22 protein-coding genes are annotated in these 15,680 nt (G+C 63.1%); 17 read left to right on the top strand and 5 right to left on the bottom strand.

Going from position 1 to position 15,680, the window contains the following annotated elements; translation table 11 throughout:
- The first annotated feature begins 60 nt into the window (after positions 1-60).
- A complete protein-coding gene (locus tag HHL27_RS09190; protein WP_169493286.1) occupies positions 61-750 on the top strand; it encodes a FadR/GntR family transcriptional regulator in 690 nt (229 codons plus the stop codon).
- A 112-nt stretch (positions 751-862) separates the two neighbouring features.
- On the opposite strand, the gene HHL27_RS09185 is transcribed toward HHL27_RS09190, so the two are convergent.
- Positions 863-2,167: a sugar MFS transporter gene (locus HHL27_RS09185; RefSeq protein WP_169493102.1), complete on the bottom strand. Its 1,305-nt coding sequence runs from the start codon at positions 2,165-2,167 to the stop codon at positions 863-865.
- A 171-nt stretch (positions 2,168-2,338) separates the two neighbouring features.
- On the opposite strand from HHL27_RS09185, the gene HHL27_RS09180 reads away from it, so the two are divergent.
- The 16 genes from HHL27_RS09180 to HHL27_RS09105 all read left to right on the top strand — a co-directional run bounded on the left by HHL27_RS09180 (position 2,339) and on the right by HHL27_RS09105 (position 11,225).
- Complete coding sequence (locus HHL27_RS09180) at positions 2,339-3,463, top strand: aldose epimerase family protein (protein WP_240959629.1); 1,125 nt, start codon at positions 2,339-2,341, stop codon at positions 3,461-3,463.
- A 29-nt stretch (positions 3,464-3,492) separates the two neighbouring features.
- A complete protein-coding gene (locus HHL27_RS09175) occupies positions 3,493-5,289 on the top strand; it encodes an IlvD/Edd family dehydratase (RefSeq protein WP_169493100.1) in 1,797 nt (598 codons plus the stop codon).
- Between the two features lie 12 nt (positions 5,290-5,301).
- A complete protein-coding gene (locus HHL27_RS09170) occupies positions 5,302-6,171 on the top strand; it encodes an SMP-30/gluconolactonase/LRE family protein (protein WP_169493099.1) in 870 nt (289 codons plus the stop codon).
- Between the two features lie 222 nt (positions 6,172-6,393).
- Positions 6,394-6,555, top strand: coding sequence for a hypothetical protein (locus tag HHL27_RS09165; protein ID WP_169493098.1), 162 nt, complete (start codon positions 6,394-6,396; stop codon positions 6,553-6,555).
- Positions 6,552-6,752, top strand: a complete 201-nt coding sequence (locus HHL27_RS09160) for a hypothetical protein (RefSeq protein WP_169493097.1) — start codon at positions 6,552-6,554, stop codon at positions 6,750-6,752. Before HHL27_RS09165 ends, HHL27_RS09160 begins: the two co-directional genes overlap by 4 nt.
- Complete coding sequence (locus HHL27_RS09155) at positions 6,736-7,146, top strand: hypothetical protein (protein WP_169493096.1); 411 nt, start codon at positions 6,736-6,738, stop codon at positions 7,144-7,146. The genes HHL27_RS09160 and HHL27_RS09155 overlap by 17 nt, the downstream gene beginning before the upstream one ends.
- Entirely contained in the window at positions 7,143-7,391 is a 249-nt protein-coding gene (locus HHL27_RS09150; RefSeq protein ID WP_169493095.1) for a hypothetical protein, read from the top strand. The genes HHL27_RS09155 and HHL27_RS09150 overlap by 4 nt, the downstream gene beginning before the upstream one ends.
- Positions 7,381-7,914 carry a hypothetical protein gene (locus HHL27_RS09145; RefSeq protein WP_169493094.1) on the top strand — a complete coding sequence of 178 codons (534 nt, stop codon included), beginning with the start codon at positions 7,381-7,383 and terminating at the stop codon, positions 7,912-7,914. Before HHL27_RS09150 ends, HHL27_RS09145 begins: the two co-directional genes overlap by 11 nt.
- A complete protein-coding gene (locus tag HHL27_RS09140) occupies positions 7,904-8,245 on the top strand; it encodes a hypothetical protein (RefSeq protein WP_169493093.1) in 342 nt (113 codons plus the stop codon). The genes HHL27_RS09145 and HHL27_RS09140 overlap by 11 nt, the downstream gene beginning before the upstream one ends.
- Positions 8,235-8,453: a hypothetical protein gene (locus HHL27_RS09135; RefSeq protein WP_169493092.1), complete on the top strand. Its 219-nt coding sequence runs from the start codon at positions 8,235-8,237 to the stop codon at positions 8,451-8,453. Before HHL27_RS09140 ends, HHL27_RS09135 begins: the two co-directional genes overlap by 11 nt.
- Positions 8,443-8,793 (top strand): hypothetical protein, encoded by a 351-nt coding sequence (locus tag HHL27_RS09130; protein WP_169493091.1) that lies wholly within the window; start codon positions 8,443-8,445, stop codon positions 8,791-8,793. Before HHL27_RS09135 ends, HHL27_RS09130 begins: the two co-directional genes overlap by 11 nt.
- Complete coding sequence (locus HHL27_RS09125) at positions 8,790-9,035, top strand: hypothetical protein (protein ID WP_169493090.1); 246 nt, start codon at positions 8,790-8,792, stop codon at positions 9,033-9,035. Before HHL27_RS09130 ends, HHL27_RS09125 begins: the two co-directional genes overlap by 4 nt.
- Entirely contained in the window at positions 9,019-9,450 is a 432-nt protein-coding gene (locus HHL27_RS09120; RefSeq protein ID WP_206069484.1) for a hypothetical protein, read from the top strand. The genes HHL27_RS09125 and HHL27_RS09120 overlap by 17 nt, the downstream gene beginning before the upstream one ends.
- A 147-nt stretch (positions 9,451-9,597) precedes the next feature.
- On the top strand, positions 9,598-9,792 hold the full coding sequence (locus HHL27_RS09115; protein ID WP_169493088.1) for a hypothetical protein: 195 nt from the start codon (positions 9,598-9,600) through the stop codon (positions 9,790-9,792).
- A complete protein-coding gene (locus HHL27_RS09110; RefSeq protein ID WP_169493087.1) occupies positions 9,789-10,187 on the top strand; it encodes a Lar family restriction alleviation protein in 399 nt (132 codons plus the stop codon). The genes HHL27_RS09115 and HHL27_RS09110 overlap by 4 nt, the downstream gene beginning before the upstream one ends.
- A gap of 204 nt (positions 10,188-10,391) precedes the next feature.
- The gene (locus HHL27_RS09105) at positions 10,392-11,225 is read left to right on the top strand and encodes a calcium-binding protein (protein WP_169493086.1); all 834 of its coding nucleotides are present in this window, start codon (positions 10,392-10,394) and stop codon (positions 11,223-11,225) included.
- Here HHL27_RS09105 and HHL27_RS09100 read toward each other — a convergent pair.
- The 4 genes from HHL27_RS09100 to HHL27_RS09085 are packed head-to-tail and all read right to left on the bottom strand — an operon-like array spanning position 11,222 to position 15,679.
- Entirely contained in the window at positions 11,222-14,143 is a 2,922-nt protein-coding gene (locus tag HHL27_RS09100; RefSeq protein ID WP_169493085.1) for a hypothetical protein, read from the bottom strand. The two genes, HHL27_RS09105 and HHL27_RS09100, sit on opposite strands and share 4 nt — an antisense overlap.
- A 47-nt stretch (positions 14,144-14,190) precedes the next feature.
- Positions 14,191-15,249 (bottom strand): SGNH/GDSL hydrolase family protein, encoded by a 1,059-nt coding sequence (locus tag HHL27_RS09095; RefSeq protein WP_169493084.1) that lies wholly within the window; start codon positions 15,247-15,249, stop codon positions 14,191-14,193.
- Positions 15,249-15,416, bottom strand: a complete 168-nt coding sequence (locus HHL27_RS09090) for a hypothetical protein (protein ID WP_169493083.1) — start codon at positions 15,414-15,416, stop codon at positions 15,249-15,251. Before HHL27_RS09090 ends, HHL27_RS09095 begins: the two co-directional genes overlap by 1 nt.
- A complete protein-coding gene (locus HHL27_RS09085) occupies positions 15,416-15,679 on the bottom strand; it encodes a hypothetical protein (RefSeq protein WP_169493082.1) in 264 nt (87 codons plus the stop codon). Before HHL27_RS09085 ends, HHL27_RS09090 begins: the two co-directional genes overlap by 1 nt.
- Position 15,680: the final 1 nt, after the last annotated feature.

Here is a 15,680-nt window from a genome sequence, read left to right as displayed (position 1 = left end):
GACCAGCGCAACCCGGCAGAGGGCGCCAAGGGCGGCGCCACGCGCGGACCGGGCAGGCGGCTGCACGGCGCGCTGGCGCACAAGCTGGGTACCGCGATCTTGTCCGGCCAATACGCGCCCGGCGATGTCCTGCCAGGCGAGGTGGCCTTTGCCGAGGAACTAAAGGTTTCGCGCAGCGCCTATCGTGAAGCCATCCAGGTGCTGACCGCCAAGGGGCTGGTCGCCAGCCGGCCCAAGGCTGGTACGAAGGTGCTCCCGCGCGAACGCTGGAACCTGCTGGATCCCGAAGTGCTGGCATGGGCCTTTGCCGGCGAACCGGACGTGGCGTTCGTGCGCGACCTGTTCGAACTGCGCTCGATCATCGAACCTGCGGCGGCAAGGCTTGCCGCATTGCGCCGATCCAAGGAGGACGTGCGGCTGATGCGTGAGGCGCTGGCGGCGATGCGTCGGCACACCTTGACCACCGAGGCCGGTCGCGCTGCGGACCGCGATTTCCACGACGCCATCCTTCGCGCAACCGGCAATCACGCCATGGTCGTGCTGTCCGCCAGCATCGGCGCGGCCGTTCACTGGACCACCCAGTTCAAGCAGCGGACCCGCGAACTGCCGCGCAATCCGATCCCGGACCATGCCCGGGTGCTGGACGCCATCGCCGCAGGCGATGCCGACGCCGCGGCAGAAGCGATGGGTGTGCTGGTCGATCTGGCGCTAGAAGATACGCGCAGCTCGATGGAGCGGGGCCCAGGCTGACTCCGAGCGGCTGATTCCGACCGGCTGAGCCCGCCCGGCTGGCAGGCAAAGCAAAGGGGCGGAACCTTCCGGCTCCGCCCCTTGCGGCCCACAATCCTTGCAGGGCTGCGCGTCAGCTCTCGATCGCCGCGTCGGGCAGCGCGTGCGTCGGCCGTGATCCCCACAGCGCGTAGAACAGCACGTAAAGCTCGCAAGCCGCCGTCAGCAGGAACGAAGTCTGCAGTCCGTAGCTGTCCGCCAGGTATCCCTGAACCACCACCAGCGCGCCACCGGCGATCGCCATGATCAGCAGCCCCGAGCCTTCTTCGGTCAGGGGGCCAAGGCCCTTGATGCCAAGCGTGAAGATGGTCGGGAACATGATCGAATGGAACAGCCCGACCAGGATCAGCGACCACATCGCGACAGGTCCGGTGCTGAATACCGTGACCAGCATGACCACGAAGGCGCCGATCGAAAAGGCCGCGAGCACGATGCTTGCGTCGATCTTCTGCATGATCGCGGAGCCTGCGAAGCGGCCGATCATCATCCCGCCCCACAGGAACGAAAGGTACTTGCCCGCCTGCTCGTGGGTCAGGTTGGCGATTTGCGGCTGGCTGACGAAATTGACGAACAGATTGGCGACGCCGATCTCGGCGATCAGGTAGATGAAGATGGCGGGCACGCCGAACACCAGGTTGCGGTGCTGCCACAGCGAGTGCTTCTTGCGCTCTTCCTTGGCCAGGCGCTGTGTCGCAGACCCCATCGCCGGTAGCGGGAAACGCGCGATGATCACGGCCAGCACGATCAGGACCGTCGCCACCAGCGCATAGGGCAGGATCACCGATTGCGCATCGGCTATACGTTCCGCCTGCGTCAGCACCGTGCCAGCAGTCGCGGTGCCGCTCTTGGAACGGCCCAGGATCAGGTAGGCGCCGAACATCGGCGCCAGCATCGTTCCTGCCGAATTCATGGCCTGTACCAGGTTCAGCCGCGACGAAGCCGTCTCGGGCTTGCCCACCACGGCGACATAGGGATTGGCGGCCACTTGCAGCAAGGTGATGCCGCTGGCGATCACGAACAGCATCGTCAGCGTCACGCCGTACGACGGCATGGACGCGGCCAGCATCATCCCCAGCGCCCCGGCGGCCATGATCAGCAGGCCGGTCACCAGCGACTTCTGGTAGCCGATCTTCTCGATGAGCTTGGCCGAAGGGATCGATGCCACGAAATAGGCAATGAACCAGACGCTCTCGATCAGCGTGGTCTGCGTGTAGTTCAGGTCGAACACGGCGCGCAGATGCGGCAGCAGCGTGTTGTTGATGACCGTGATGAAGCCCCACATGAAGAACAGGCTGGCCAGAAGTGTCAGCGCGGGCCCGTAGCGCACGGAACTGTCGTGGGGGGTGGCGCTTGCACCCGGCAATACCACTGGCGGCATAACTGTAATGTCCTCTCGCTGTGCAACGGCACCTACGGCAAGTCTTGCGTTCCGTCTCTTACCGGCTTGCGCTCGTTCTATTTGTCGGACTATATGCACCAAACGGCGGCGTCAATGGGGCTGCCTGCGTGAAAGGATACGGGAATGAGGGGTCGCGGAAAGAATTCGGCGATGGTGGCGGCAGCGCTCTGCGCCAGCATCCTCGGTGGTACCGGCGCGGTCGCCGCCGAAGCGACGCAGGAAGCGGCCGGAAACCTGGCCGATGGCGCCCCGATCCAGGCCATCACGCTGAAGGCCGCAAACGGGATTTCGGCGCGCATCCTGTCCTACGGCGCCACCCTGCAATCGCTCAAGGCGCCCGGTCGCGATGGAACCGTCGCGGACGTGCTCCTCGGCTATGACGATCTTGCCGGCTATGTCGATCACCCCAACTATTTCGGCGTGACTGTTGGCCGCTACGCCAATCGCATTGCGGGCGGCGCCTTCACGCTCGACGGCAAGACGTATCGCCTGCCGCTCAACGACAAGACCAACTCGCTGCACGGCGGCGGCAAGGGTTTCGACAAGCAGGCGTGGAAGGTTGTCTCGATCAAGTCGGGGCCGGTCGCCAGCGTGGTGCTCTCGCTGCTCAGTCCCGATGGCGATTCCGGATATCCCGGCACCCTCGCAGCCACGGTGACCTACTCGCTCGACGAAGCGGGCAACCTGACCATCGCTTTCGAAGCGAAGACCGACAAGCCGACGATCGTCAACATGACCAATCACGCCATCTTCGACATGGCCGGCGAAGGTTCGGCGGCAGGGGCGATGGGGCAGCTTCTGACGATCCCGGCTTCCGCCTTCACGCCGGTCGATGAAAAGCTGATCCCCACCGGGGAACTGCGAAAGGTCGATGGCACGGTGTTCGATTTCCGCGCGCCGCGAACCGTGGCGCAGGGTCTTCGCGACGGGCGCGACCGGCAGATCGTGGTCGGTCGCGGCTATGACCACAACTTCGCGCTCGACAAGGGCGTGACGGCGACCCCGCAGCTCGCGGCACGTCTTGAAGATCCGGCGTCGGGCCGCGTGCTGGAAGTGCTCAGCACCGAACCGGGAGTGCAGTTCTACTCCGGCAATTTCCTCGACGGCACGCTCGTCGGCAAGCAGGGCCATCTCTACCGCATGGGGGACGGGATCGCGCTCGAACCGCAGAAGTTCCCCGATGCGCCGAACCAGCCCGCGTTCGTGTCCGCCCGCGTCGATCCCGGCAAGCCCTACCGCCACACCATGATCTATCGCCTCAGCGTCGCCCGCTGAACGAAGTTCCTACCCAAGCGAAAGCTGCAATGACCGACACCCCATCGATGAAGCTGCGCAGCCGCGCGTGGTTCGACAATCCCGCCAACATCGACATGACCTCGCTGTACCTCGAACGCTATCTCAACTTCGGGATCAGCCTCGAGGAGCTGCGCTCGGGCAAGCCGATCATCGGGATCGCCCAGACCGGCAGCGACCTTTCGCCCTGCAATCGCCACCACATCGTGCTGGCCGAACGCATCCGTGAAGGCATTCGCGAAGCGGGCGGCATCGCGCTGGAATTTCCGGTTCACCCGATCCAGGAAACCGGCAAGCGGCCGACCGCCGGGCTGGACCGCAACCTTGCCTACCTCGGGCTGGTCGAAGCGCTCTATGGCTACCCGATCGATGGCGTGGTGCTGACCACCGGTTGCGACAAGACCACGCCCGCGCTGCTGATGGCGGCGGCCACCGTCAACATTCCGGCGATCGCGCTCTCGGTCGGCCCGATGCTCAATGGCTGGCACAAGGGCGAACGCACGGGTTCCGGCACGATCGTGTGGAAGGGGCGCGAGATGATGGCCCGGGGCGAGCTCGACGCCGACGGCTTCATCAAGCTGGTCGCAAGCTCCGCCCCGTCGACCGGTTATTGCAACACGATGGGCACGGCCACCACGATGAACAGCCTGGCCGAAGCGCTGGGCATGATGCTGCCGGGCTCGGCGGCGATCCCCGCGCCGTACCGCGACCGGCAGGAATGCGCCTATCACACCGGCAAGCGCATCGTCGACATGGTGCGCGAAGATCTCAAGCCCTCGGACATCCTCACGCTTGAAGCGTTCCACAACGCCATCGTCGTCAATTCCGCGATCGGCGGATCGACCAATGCGCCGATCCACCTTGCCGCGATTGCACGGCACGTGGGGGTCGAATTGCCGCTCACCGATTGGCAGGAAAAGGGTCACAAGGTTCCGCTGCTCGTCAACCTGCAGCCGGCGGGCGAATACCTGGGCGAAGATTACTACCGCGCCGGCGGTGTGCCCGCCGTGGTGGCGCAACTGATGGGGCAGGGCCTGATCGCCGAAGCGGCGATGACGGTCAACGGCCGCACCATCGGCGACAATTGCCGCGATGCCGTCATCGAGGACGAGCGGGTCATTCGCCCGTTCGCACAGCCCTTGCGCGAAGAGGCGGGTTTCCTCGTGCTCACCGGCAACCTGTTCGATGCCGCGATCATGAAGACCAGCGTCATCAGCGAGGAATTCCGCGCGCGCTATCTTTCCAATCCAGACGATCCCGAAGCGTTCGAAGGGCCGGCCGTGGTGTTCGACGGTCCCGAGGACTACCACCACCGCATCGACGATCCCGCGCTCGGCATCACCGCGCAGACGCTGATGTTCATGCGCGGGGCAGGGCCAATCGGCTATCCCGGTGCCGCCGAAGTGGTCAACATGCGTCCGCCGGCCTACCTCATCACCGAGGGCGTCGGCGCCCTGCCGTGCATTGGCGATGGCCGCCAGTCCGGCACCAGCGGCAGCCCCTCGATCCTCAACGCCAGCCCCGAAGCGGCGGCGATGGGCGGTCTGGCCCTGCTGCAGACCGGCGATCGCGTTCGCCTCGATTTGCGCAAGGGCCGCGTGGACGTGCTGATTTCCGATGCGGAACTTGCCGAGCGTCGCGCCGCGCTGGAAGCGGCGGGTGGCTATCCCTATCCCGAATCGCAGACGCCGTGGCAGGAAATCCAGCGCAGTATCGTGGGTCAGCTGAACACCGGCGCCATTCTCGAAGGCGCGGAAAAGTACCAGCGCATCGCCCAGACCCGCGGGCTTCCCCGCGACAATCACTGAGCGGGTGCCGCCATGTCGAACTGGAAGGTGATCGAGCGCGCCGGCGTTCGCGATGTCCTGGGCGAAGGCGCCCTGTGGTGCGCCCGTGACAACGCGTTCTACTGGGTCGACATCCTGGCGCCCGCCCTCAATCGCTTGGCGCTGTCGACGATGCAGGTCGAACGCTGGGACATGCCCGAGCCGCTCGGCTGGGTGGTGGTCCATGCCGATGGCGGACTGGTTGGCGGCTTCCGCTCCGGCATCGCGCCCATCACCGTCGATCCCGAACTCGTCGTCGGGCCGCGCAAGGCGATCGAGGCGCACCTTCCGGGCAACCGGATGAACGATGGCAAGACCGATGCCACCGGCGCCATCTGGTGCGGCACGATGGACATGGGCGAAACGCAGGCCAGCGGCTCGCTCTATCGCATCGGCCCGCAGGGCGACATGTCGATCATCGACATCGGCTACATCGTGCCGAACGGCCCCACGTTTTCCCCCTGCAACCGATGGCTTTACCACACCGACAGCGGGCGGCGGACGATCTACCGCTTTGCGCTGGAGGACGGCCGGGCGCAGAAGGATGGCGTGTTCGCCGTCTTCGATGAAGACGATGGCTTCCCCGACGGCATGACGACCGATGCCGATGGCTTCGTGTGGATCGCGCACTGGGATGGCGGGCGCATCAGCCGCTATTCGCCCGATGGCGTCCGCGTGCGGACGATCGAACTGCCGGCACGGCGAATCACCAACATCGCCTTCGCCGGAGAAAACCACGATCGCATGTTCGTGACGTCGGCCTCGATCGGTCTGGACGCGACCGAATTCGACGGCGCACTGTTCGAAGTCGATTGCGGCACGGCAGGCCTCGCCACGATCCCCTATCCCGGGCCGGTTACCTGACGTCTGAGTGATCGCGTCATGCCCGACGAAGCGGCTGGGGCACGAAATTTGCCGCTAATGCGCCTGCCTGGCTGGGGCGGCAGGATTCGAACCTGCGAATGCCGGTACCAAAAACCGGTCAGACACGGCCTCTAAGGCCGGTCCTCGTGCGGAAAGTCGGACTTATCCACACGCTGATTTCAATAACTTAGGTGGAAACTGCGGAATGCGGAGGGCCGCCGCATGACCGCCGCGCTCTTCATCCTCGCCGCGCTAAGCGTTTTCGGTGCGCTCACGCTGGCGCGCTTCATCCGGCGCACTGACCCCTATCGCTGTCCCTACGATCTGAACGACTGCACCGAGGACACCATGTGCCTGCGTTGCTGGGGAGACTGGCAATGGTGAGTGAGACCTACAGCACTGACGCGCCGGTCTGCCCGTACTGCGAATACACCCACAAGCACGATGGCGGCTTCTTCTACGATGAAGCTTTGACCGAATTTGAGTGCGAGAGCTGCGAGAAGGCGTTCAACGTGAATGTCTACACGCGGACGTCTTGGACCTGCACACCCAAGGAGCCCCATCATGACAGCATGGCCTGAATGGAAGGATATCGAGAGCGCGCCGTACAATACCGTCGTGCGCGTGAAAGCCGGGCAGATGACCTTTCTCGCCCGGCTCATCCCGAACGGTGCGATGTCCGACATGGACACTTCCTGCGATCAGTGGGTCGCAGAGATCGAGGGGGAGCATCCCCCCTGCTGGTCTGGTGGCGCTTGCTGGGAAAACAACGAGGATGAATCTCCTAGTTTGCAGCCAGACGGTTGGCAGAGCCTATCGCGCCAAGGGCCTGACCTTCTTGAGGCGTTGGAATTGGCCGACGCTCTTTTGCGCGGTGCAAATATGAACCGTGGATTGGTGGAGCGGAAAGTTACCGCCGCGATTGCCGCAGCCAAGCTCCCCACCCCTCCAGCACAGGCAGGTGAAGGACAATGACCGACCCCCAAGCCATCGCCGCAGGGCTTACGGATGCGCAGAAGCGGGCGTTGCTTGCCACGCCGGAAGAGAACCCTTGGCTGGATGAATACACGAACCCTCCGTGGCCCAACATTCACGTTCGTGCTGATCTCGGAGACTTAGGTACGATGAGGCCAAACACGCGCTTCCGACATGCATTTCGCCTCACCCCGCTCGGGATCGCCGTTCGCTCAATCCTACAGGAGCAGGAAAATGAAGGATAATTCCGGGCGTCCGGCCATGACGCACGTACCCTACCCCGGCTGCTACTGCGCCGATTGTGTAGAAGGAGCCGAGCCAATTGGCTACATCAACGCAGAGATGCTGAACCGCAAAGGCGAGTTCGAAGCGAACGGCATGGTACTGTTTGACTGCCCATGCGGCGCGGCCACTATGCCGCTTTATGCTGAACCCCCTTCCGCGAGGATAACGGGCGATAAGGACAGGTCAGTCCAGTCGAGGGCGCCCACCCAACGCATCATCATCCTGACTGAAGCCAACCGCCAACTTGCCATCGAATGCCACCGGTTGCGTGGCGTGCTGCGCTGGATCGCAGAGGTCGCCTACGTGGACCAACATTCTGGCAACCAGAACTTCGAGTACCTGCAAAGCGTGGCCCGTGATGGACTTGCGCAAGGGATGAGCGCCGAAGGCCAAGACCTGAAAGGGCTTGGGGCAACGCCCGCCAGCCCGGTCGCTGAAAGCGATGCGCCCGTACCTATGGGGGACAACCGCCATGAGGGATAAGCTGGAAGCTGCGGCTTACGACAAGCACGGTCGCCAGATCAAAGTTGGCGATGTCCTCAAGGTGTTCCACTTTACCGGCGCGCGTCGAAAGCGGTACTACATGTACAAGCATGTGGTCGGCACCCGGCCTGCTAACAATGGCGGTGAGTTCCTTGTTGTCTCCCACCTCAATCTGAAACCGCTCGACGGGCGGGACGCTGGCTATTGGATATTCCAAGAAGGCCAGATCGAGCGCGATACCGAGATTGTGCAGAGTTCCGACGACTATTTCGAGGATCGCCCACGTCTCCCCGCCATCCTATCCACCAAGGAGCAAGAACGTGGAAATTGAAAAACTGGTTCAGCCCGCGCCTGACTGGTGCGGCGGCTCTTGGGCGGCGCGCATCGATCAGGCTGCAAGTGTGCTGTTCCTGCACGGCTATATCTCACAGAGCCAGCGGCAGAAGATTACGCAAAAGCTGGAAAAGCAGTTCCAAGCGGGACTTGGGCAGGGCCGCATCGTCTGCGTAGCCACCAAGGAGAACACCTATGTCGAGTGATGTGACCGTGACGCAAGCGCATGTTGGCTGGGCAGGAAGCATCGCACAGCACTTGTGCCATTCCGCCGACCGGGACGCAGCGATCCGGCTTGTCGCAGATGCCTTCGCCCGCTTCGAAGCCGAAGTTCTCGCCCGCCACCGCGCACCGGACGCCGAACCTGTGGCGCAGGCCGTGGAGCATGAAGCGGTGCTGGAACTGATCGCCATGCTTTCGCCAGACGGGCCGAAGGAAGAGGGCTGTACCGTGTTCGACCACAGCCCCGAGGAAATCGGCCTGCATGTGATGGAAAACCACGAAGCTATCCGCGCAGCCCTCGCAGCAATGGGAGAGCGTCAGTGAGCGAGGTTCGCGAGCCGGATGAGATCGTCACCCTGTCGCCTTGCGGCGCGGCGCGCTTGCGGGTTCGCGTGTACCTCAAGCCAGAGAAGCAGCAATGCCACGCGGCGCGCGATGGTGAATGCGGGTGGGTCTATTGCCCGCAGCTTCGCGACAACGAGCCTTATGCCACCGGGCGGCACTGCCCGTACGATCACTGGTGCTACTACTGCGGAAAGGACGAGAGCGATGGGCACATCTGCTAACCCACCCATGACAAACGAAGAACTAGCCGCGCTGGATGCGGCTGCGACGCAGGGGGAGTGGGCGATTGGTGCTCACTACACAGCGACCGGGCCTGATGAGAGATGCCATGGCCTCGTGGAAGTGGACGATTTTCCCATCGGGATAATAGACGAGGAAGGGGCTACGGCAGAACGCCTGTCTCCAAATCTTGAGTTCATCGTCAGCCTCGTCAACCTCTACCGAGCAGGCAAGCTGGTGCTGGTGCCGAGCGTGGAGGAAGTGGCGGACGCCATTGAGGCGCGCATGGGGCCGGTGTTCGGTTCTCCTGAATACCTGGCCGACCCGGTGAAGCTTGCACGCGCCGAGAAGCGTCGCCGCGATGGAGCAATGACTTACGCCACCGCCGTCCTCGCCATCATGGGAGCCAAGACCTAAGCAGAAGATTGACCATCGGGGCCGACCCGCCGTCTCAGGCAACGCGCCGGCCCCTAAGCCTTTCGGCCTGGCATCCGCATAAGCTCACGCCGACGCATCCGGTATGCCGGAAAAGGGGTATAGACGGGGCGCACGAAAGGATTCGCGATGACCAACAACCCCCAGCACGCCGCCGCCGAACTTGAAAAGGCGCTCGCCCACCTCAGGTCCTCGCTGATCTACTGGCGAGCAGAAGCCAGCGGTCGCAAGGAACTGTCCGGCATTACCGAGGAATTGACCGGTCTGGCTGAACGGCTCGCAATCCTGATCGATGAGAGCGGGCCGGTGAAGGGCCAGCCATGAGCCTGCACGACCGCCTGAAAGGGCTCTACGCCCGCCTCGCCATGTTCCCCGAAGGCGGAAGGTGCGAACATGGCGTGCACCTGAAGCGGGACGCCTACGTCGCGTTTCTCGACCTGCGCAAGCTACTTGAGGACGAGGTGTTCCCGCTGCTTCACAAGCTGGAGCAGACCGGCCGGACCGAAGCACCTGTCGCGCCGTCCGAGCCTGCATCTATCGAGCTAGGACCCTGTAGCAAGTGCGGCGGCGAACCGGTCCCGTCGTTCTACAACGGCCTCGCCAAGGCTGGATATGTCGTCCAGTGCGAGACCGATATGGCGACGGGCAACGGTAGCCACGCAACCGGCGTCCACAGGACAGAACGGGAAGCCGCGGCGGAGTGGAATGCGCGAGGGTAGGAACCAAGGTCGCATCAGCGCGTATCATTGGCTGTCCGGTGTATGGCCCGCCTCTTTCAGCAAGCGAGAGGCGGGCCTTTTCTATGCTGGCGCCCAAGGAAAAAGCTGGCCTTAACCATCTGTCCCAAATGAAACCAATCGCTTAACTTGCGCTCCGACTCGCAAAACGCGGGCGCACGGGTCGCTCTGTAAGGAGCGAGAAGCATGGCAAGGCAGTTGATCGGCGTTAAGCCGCAACATGGTTTCAGCATCGATGCATCGGCGAGCTTCGCCGACTACTTCATATACGAGCGTGGCTTCGCGACCGATGAGGAAGCCACAAATTACAATCTTCTCGGCGGGAAGCAGCAGTTCGCAGACAATCAGCTGACGACAGGCGACGCGGGTAGCTCCATCACGATCCGCAACCTCCATGTCGACTTCCACGGCGGCAGTGGTGACGACAACGTGTCGTGGACGCTGGGCCAGACCTATCAGCATTATGACGCGCTCAAGCCGAGCTTCGATGGCGGTGCCGGCGACGACACGCTGACGATCGACTTGTCAGATCAGGTTATCCCACTGACCATGAAGCCCGCCGTCATCTACGGCGAGTTCAACGTTGGCAAGCCGAGCTATCGCGAGCTGGCGGGCCTGATTACCAACTTTGAACACTTCAACTTCACCGGCGGCTCAGCTGACGACGAAATCCAAGGCGGTGCGTCGACCGATCGCCTTGATGGTGGAGCCGGGCGCGATCTCATCGTTGGCAACGGTGGCAAAGACATCTTGACCGGCGGCGCCGGCGGCGACTTCTTCAAGTTCAATGTCGGCGACAGCGGCATCGGTGGCAACAACCGCGACATCATCAACGACTTCCAAACTGGCCTGGACAAGATCGACTTGACGGCTCTTGGTGTTGGCACTGCCGTTAAGATCACGCAGACGGCCTCAGGCTCGCTCTTGCAGATTGATGCCGACCACAACGGCAGCTTCGAAATGCAGATCAGCACCGTGGGACATGTCGCCGAGACCGATCTCCTTTTCCAGTACGTCTAGCTTGGCGTGATCGTGATATTCACCGGGCCGAACTGCACCACAGCCCCGTAGTTTAGCGCGCTGTCTCGCACCACTGCCGTGACCTGAATGTCAAACGCTGACGTTCCAGTCGCGGCAGTGGTGTAGAGCAGGCCCGACCAGCCCTGCGAAACCTTCCCGGCGTTCGGGCCACTGATCACGAAGTCGACTATCACCGGGCGACCGGCGGAATCGTTCAGACCATCGACCCAGTTGTGTGCCAGGATCAGCTGGCCAACCTCGGTCCCGACTGCTGCGCCGCCAGAAAACGGCGTGGCGGTCAGGCTGATGCCGGTCATGTCCGCGCTCACAGGATCGCGCTGATTGTGGAACTGGTACTGGTAATTCCAGACATCGAGCGTCGGCGGCGCATAGTCGCCGTTCGGCGGAGTGCCGTACTCGACGCCGCCGCGCCAATTGGACCAGTTGTCGCCCTCGAAGGGAAGGAACTGGTTGCCATTGGGCAGCGTCACCGCGTCGTTGGGCGGGAAAAGCATCCGGTCGAAACCGATGCGTGGCGGCGTATTCTCGATGTAGACGTTCGTCGCCTCGCGCCGATACGGCGAGCCAGCGGAAAGCCCGAGATAGATGAGAGGGGCGGTGTATTCCTGCGGGTTCTTGTCGAGGCGGCGGCGCACGTTCTCGTTGGAGATGATGCACTCGTTGTCATTGTCGGATGTGTTTCCGTCGACGCCCCAGGCGGTGTAGTTGCCGTAGTAGGTGTTGCCGTCGCGTCGGGTGCGGCCAGCCACGCCCTTGTTCTTCTGGCCACCATCTGAGTGGTTGTCGGCCTTCTTGACCAGCACACAGCACTGGCCGGTATTGTTCACGGCACGCGCGCCATTGGCCGGACCGAATGAACTGCCCAGTTCCGGTGTGGCGATGATCTCGCCGGTTGCGGCGTTGTAGCTCACGACCGCGTAGTTGGTGTTCCAGTCGACGTTTACGTCGGTGGTAACACCTGCGCTCACCTGCGCGCCGTAGACGATCAGGTAGCCTGCATCGCCGTTGGCATCGACAACCACGGGCGCGCGGAATCCGGTCGGCACGTTCACCGTGTCGATGATGATCCGGATGCTCCCGCTCGTGCCGCTGCTTATCCGCTCGATGCTCTTGATCGGCGCAGAGTTGTAGCCCGACGATGGCGTGTTCGGGGTGATGAACGGGTTCGCGTAAGTGCCTTTGGTCGGCAGGTAGCAGCCTTGAATGTCAGTTTCCTGATAGCCGGAAACGCTGATGTCGCTGCCGCCGTAGAAGATCTGGTCCTGATCGCCGGCAACGTCGCCGCCCTTGATGCCGACGAAGGATACGCGGCCCCATGCCCGGGTGTGCTGTGTCTTCCAACCGTTGGTCTCGAAGCCCCAATAGATACCGTTGCGCCCGACCTGGTTGACGATGGCGTTGCCCATGGGAGTGCCTGGCGTCTGCCAGTGCAAATTGCCCCGATAGTAGAAATCGACACGCTTATCGAAGGTGCGCTGTCGCGAGCTGAAGCTGTTGAGCACCTTCGCGGTGCCCTTCTTGCCCGGCTCGTACGGCGTGATGAGCACGGGGGTCGGATAGCGCTTGCGGCTGCCATCAAACCACGACGGGTTGCCGTGATAGTTGCGCGACAGCTTCGGCGAAATCGTCGCGCTGTTCGATGAGCGAGCGACAGCTACCTTGCCTGAGCTGTTGGTCCGCAACTCAAGGCATTCGATCGTCTTGTACCTATCCGCCCACTGGAACTGATACGTCGTGCCCGTGGCGCCATCGATCGGCACGCCGTTGGCGACCCACTGCCGCTGGGGCGCACCGGACGAACCTGTAGCGGTGCCGGCCACCCACGTTGCGACATCGCCAACTTCGGAGCCCGTCACGGTGATCGACGGCTGCTGAGTGAACACCGGCGGTCCCGGGGGCGCCAGTACGATCGTGTCGGTCCAAGGCGTGTAGGCCTCGCCGTAAAGCGAGCCGCGGTACCAGCGGATGCGCCAGCGATACTGCCAGCCCTCTTCGGTCGAGGGGATCACACGCGTCTGGGAATCGCCGCCCTCATTGTACGGAATTGCGGCACCCACGCCGGTCGTGCCGGAGCGACGGAAGATCTTGTAGCCGACCGATGTTCCGCCCGGGGCAGCGCCGGGGTCAGCACCAACAGTCTGGCCAACCTCATAGACATTTCCGGCCTGCAGGGACGGCTGCACCGTGAACGACGGCGCGCCAGCCAAGACACTCACCGGGCTGACCAGTGGACTGTTCGTCGCATTCGGCGCCGTCTGCGTGATCGAGAAGCTGTCGCCCGATGCCGTTGCCGTGCCGAGCACCTTCACCGGTCGCACCGTCGCATCGAGCGTCAGGCCCGGAACGTCGAGCGTCGGGGTCACGCCGTCGAGCACGCCTTCGATCGTGATCCCGTCAGCTGGCACGCCGATCTGCGGAATTCTAGAGAAGTTGACGGCCTGCAGCGTGATCGCGCCCTCCGCCACCGTCACCGAAGTAACCAACCGATACCGCCACCCCGTCGCATCCGTCGCCAGGACGATCAGCGGGAACGTCCCCGCAACCGGGTTGTCTGCCAGCACCAGGTTGCTGCCGGAGATCGCGAACAGGCCGCTTGGATCGGAGAGCAGCGCGTAGGATGCCGCTGCACCCGTTGGCGTCGATGCGCTGAAGCTGCCGGCGACGGAGCCAATGTCGGCTGCGCTGTCGATTGTGGTGGCGGTGAAGGCCGCGGCGCCTTGCACGATGACGTACTTGGTCTTTCCGCCATCGACGGCGGTGACGTACTTCGTTTTGCCGCCGACTGTCGATGTGACGAACTGGCCGCCGTTGGGCAGCGATCCCGGGCCTCCGGCGCGCAGATCCAGGCCGGGTTTGCGGCGGGCGTCTGCGGAGCGGAGGTCGAGGGTTCGGGTCATCGTTCAATCACCTGATGCGCGGTGTGCAACGCAGGGCTGGACAGTGATCAGACGAAAGAGGCGTTGTCCCAATCGGCCTTCAGTGCGGTTGCCATAGCGGTATGACCTGCCAGGTTGGGGTGGACCCGCGCTCCCGAACTCGTGCCGTCTGTGGTTATGTAGTTAGTGTCACCAACCGCACTGAAAGCCGTCGCAAGCGACGTAAAGCGGAAGCTTGGGTCATTAAGCGCGCTAACTGCAGAGGCTGCATAGGAGCGAACTGGCTGCAATACTGATGTCTCAATGCTGTCCTGCCGTGGCGGCGCACCAATGATGCACTTCTTGGCACTGGGATACATATCCCGCATCCATGCCAATAAGGGCGGAAGGTTTGTTTGAACATCGGTTAGGAGCAACTCGTTCGTGCCCAGCATCAGGGTAACTAGATCAGCCTGCGGGACATCAAGCACCCCTCGCTTCATGGCAATTACTGCGTGGGCCGTCTGCCAGCCACCATCGCCTTTAAGGATGCGGCGATACCACTTCCCCTGTGCCCTGTAAGCGCGGGCCACCTGGGCCGTGTAGAACTCGCTGCCGTAGGTCGGGCCGGTGGTATTCGTGATACTGTCGCCAATAGCGAGCCAAACCTTCGGGGCTTCGAACGCAAAGTCATTGGTCATTCGATGCCCGGTCATCCCCGCCCGGAACTGGAACGTGTCTGTCCCGGATCCCGTTGTAACGGTCGTCCGCAAGATGAATGAAATGCTTTCGCCCTCGCGGAGAATGGAGTTGATGGTGATCGTGGGGCAGCCGTAGTTTGGCCCGACCAGTACAGGCGTAAGTTGCGAGGCCGCGCCGTTGGCAATGATCGGTGCCATCGCTCGCTGCACCCACACAACGACATCGATAAGCGAAGTCAGGCTGATGCTCTCAATGAACCATGCCTGCCCCGGTCCGGGGCCGATGCCGCCGAGAGAAGCGCCAATCGCCAACCCGCCGCCCGAATTACTTGCCCCGATACTGCTAGCGGTAAGGGGATAACCCTCCCGGACTGCCCGCTCTTGGATCGACCTATCGCCTCTGACTTGCAGATTGAGAGCCTGAATATCAACTGTGTTCCCAGCCATTACGAAACCCTCGCGATAACAAAGGCGGTGCGCCCGCCCGAAGTGGTGGTGACGCGGCTCAGGCCGCCGTTGGTGGTGACGAAGGCGTACCCCTTGGGCAGGCCCGCCCGCAGGTCGTGGCTCCCACGCCCGCGCAAGCCAGGTGCCCGGAGGTCGAGAGACTTCATCAGTCGGTCAGGCCGCAGGAGACGGCGGCGTTGGCGCGCAGGGCACGGACCCAGATATGATCCGAGGTGCCATAGGACATGACCGCACGCCCCATGATGGTCCCGTTCGATCCGGTCGGTGCCGATGCGCCTCCCCAATAGATCAGGACCTCGTCCGGGCCTTTGCACTGCACAAACGCCGAGGCCGAGACGAGGTCAGTGAACTGCACGGTGAGATCGACCCAGGTCGAAGTCAGCGCCACGTCGTCCTTGGTAGCAGCCATC

The sequence above is a fragment of the Novosphingobium olei genome (assembly GCF_012927405.1).
GTDB classification, from domain to species: Bacteria; Pseudomonadota; Alphaproteobacteria; order Sphingomonadales; family Sphingomonadaceae; genus Novosphingobium; species Novosphingobium olei.
This window is presented reverse-complemented; position numbering and strand designations above follow the sequence as displayed.

Bases quoted from the DNA above. Each gene is read 5' to 3' on its own strand.
- HHL27_RS09165 (WP_169493098.1), top strand. From the start codon at position 6,394: ATGACCGCCGCGCTCTTCATCCTCGCCGCGCTAAGCGTTTTCGGTGCG.
- HHL27_RS09115 (WP_169493088.1), top strand. From the start codon at position 9,598: ATGACCAACAACCCCCAGCACGCCGCCGCCGAACTTGAAAAGGCGCTC.
- HHL27_RS09085 (WP_169493082.1), bottom strand. From the start codon at position 15,679: ATGGCTGCTACCAAGGACGACGTGGCGCTGACTTCGACCTGGGTCGAT.
- HHL27_RS09095 (WP_169493084.1), bottom strand. From the start codon at position 15,249: ATGGCTGGGAACACAGTTGATATTCAGGCTCTCAATCTGCAAGTCAGA.
- HHL27_RS09140 (WP_169493093.1), top strand. From the start codon at position 7,904: ATGAGGGATAAGCTGGAAGCTGCGGCTTACGACAAGCACGGTCGCCAG.
- HHL27_RS09155 (WP_169493096.1), top strand. From the start codon at position 6,736: ATGACAGCATGGCCTGAATGGAAGGATATCGAGAGCGCGCCGTACAAT.
- HHL27_RS09110 (WP_169493087.1), top strand. From the start codon at position 9,789: ATGAGCCTGCACGACCGCCTGAAAGGGCTCTACGCCCGCCTCGCCATG.
- HHL27_RS09180 (WP_240959629.1), top strand. From the start codon at position 2,339: ATGGTGGCGGCAGCGCTCTGCGCCAGCATCCTCGGTGGTACCGGCGCG.
- HHL27_RS09120 (WP_206069484.1), top strand. From the start codon at position 9,019: ATGGGCACATCTGCTAACCCACCCATGACAAACGAAGAACTAGCCGCG.
- HHL27_RS09090 (WP_169493083.1), bottom strand. From the start codon at position 15,416: ATGAAGTCTCTCGACCTCCGGGCACCTGGCTTGCGCGGGCGTGGGAGC.
- HHL27_RS09150 (WP_169493095.1), top strand. From the start codon at position 7,143: ATGACCGACCCCCAAGCCATCGCCGCAGGGCTTACGGATGCGCAGAAG.
- HHL27_RS09185 (WP_169493102.1), bottom strand. From the start codon at position 2,167: ATGCCGCCAGTGGTATTGCCGGGTGCAAGCGCCACCCCCCACGACAGT.
- HHL27_RS09175 (WP_169493100.1), top strand. From the start codon at position 3,493: ATGACCGACACCCCATCGATGAAGCTGCGCAGCCGCGCGTGGTTCGAC.
- HHL27_RS09145 (WP_169493094.1), top strand. From the start codon at position 7,381: ATGAAGGATAATTCCGGGCGTCCGGCCATGACGCACGTACCCTACCCC.
- HHL27_RS09105 (WP_169493086.1), top strand. From the start codon at position 10,392: ATGGCAAGGCAGTTGATCGGCGTTAAGCCGCAACATGGTTTCAGCATC.
- HHL27_RS09130 (WP_169493091.1), top strand. From the start codon at position 8,443: ATGTCGAGTGATGTGACCGTGACGCAAGCGCATGTTGGCTGGGCAGGA.
- HHL27_RS09170 (WP_169493099.1), top strand. From the start codon at position 5,302: ATGTCGAACTGGAAGGTGATCGAGCGCGCCGGCGTTCGCGATGTCCTG.
- HHL27_RS09100 (WP_169493085.1), bottom strand. From the start codon at position 14,143: ATGACCCGAACCCTCGACCTCCGCTCCGCAGACGCCCGCCGCAAACCC.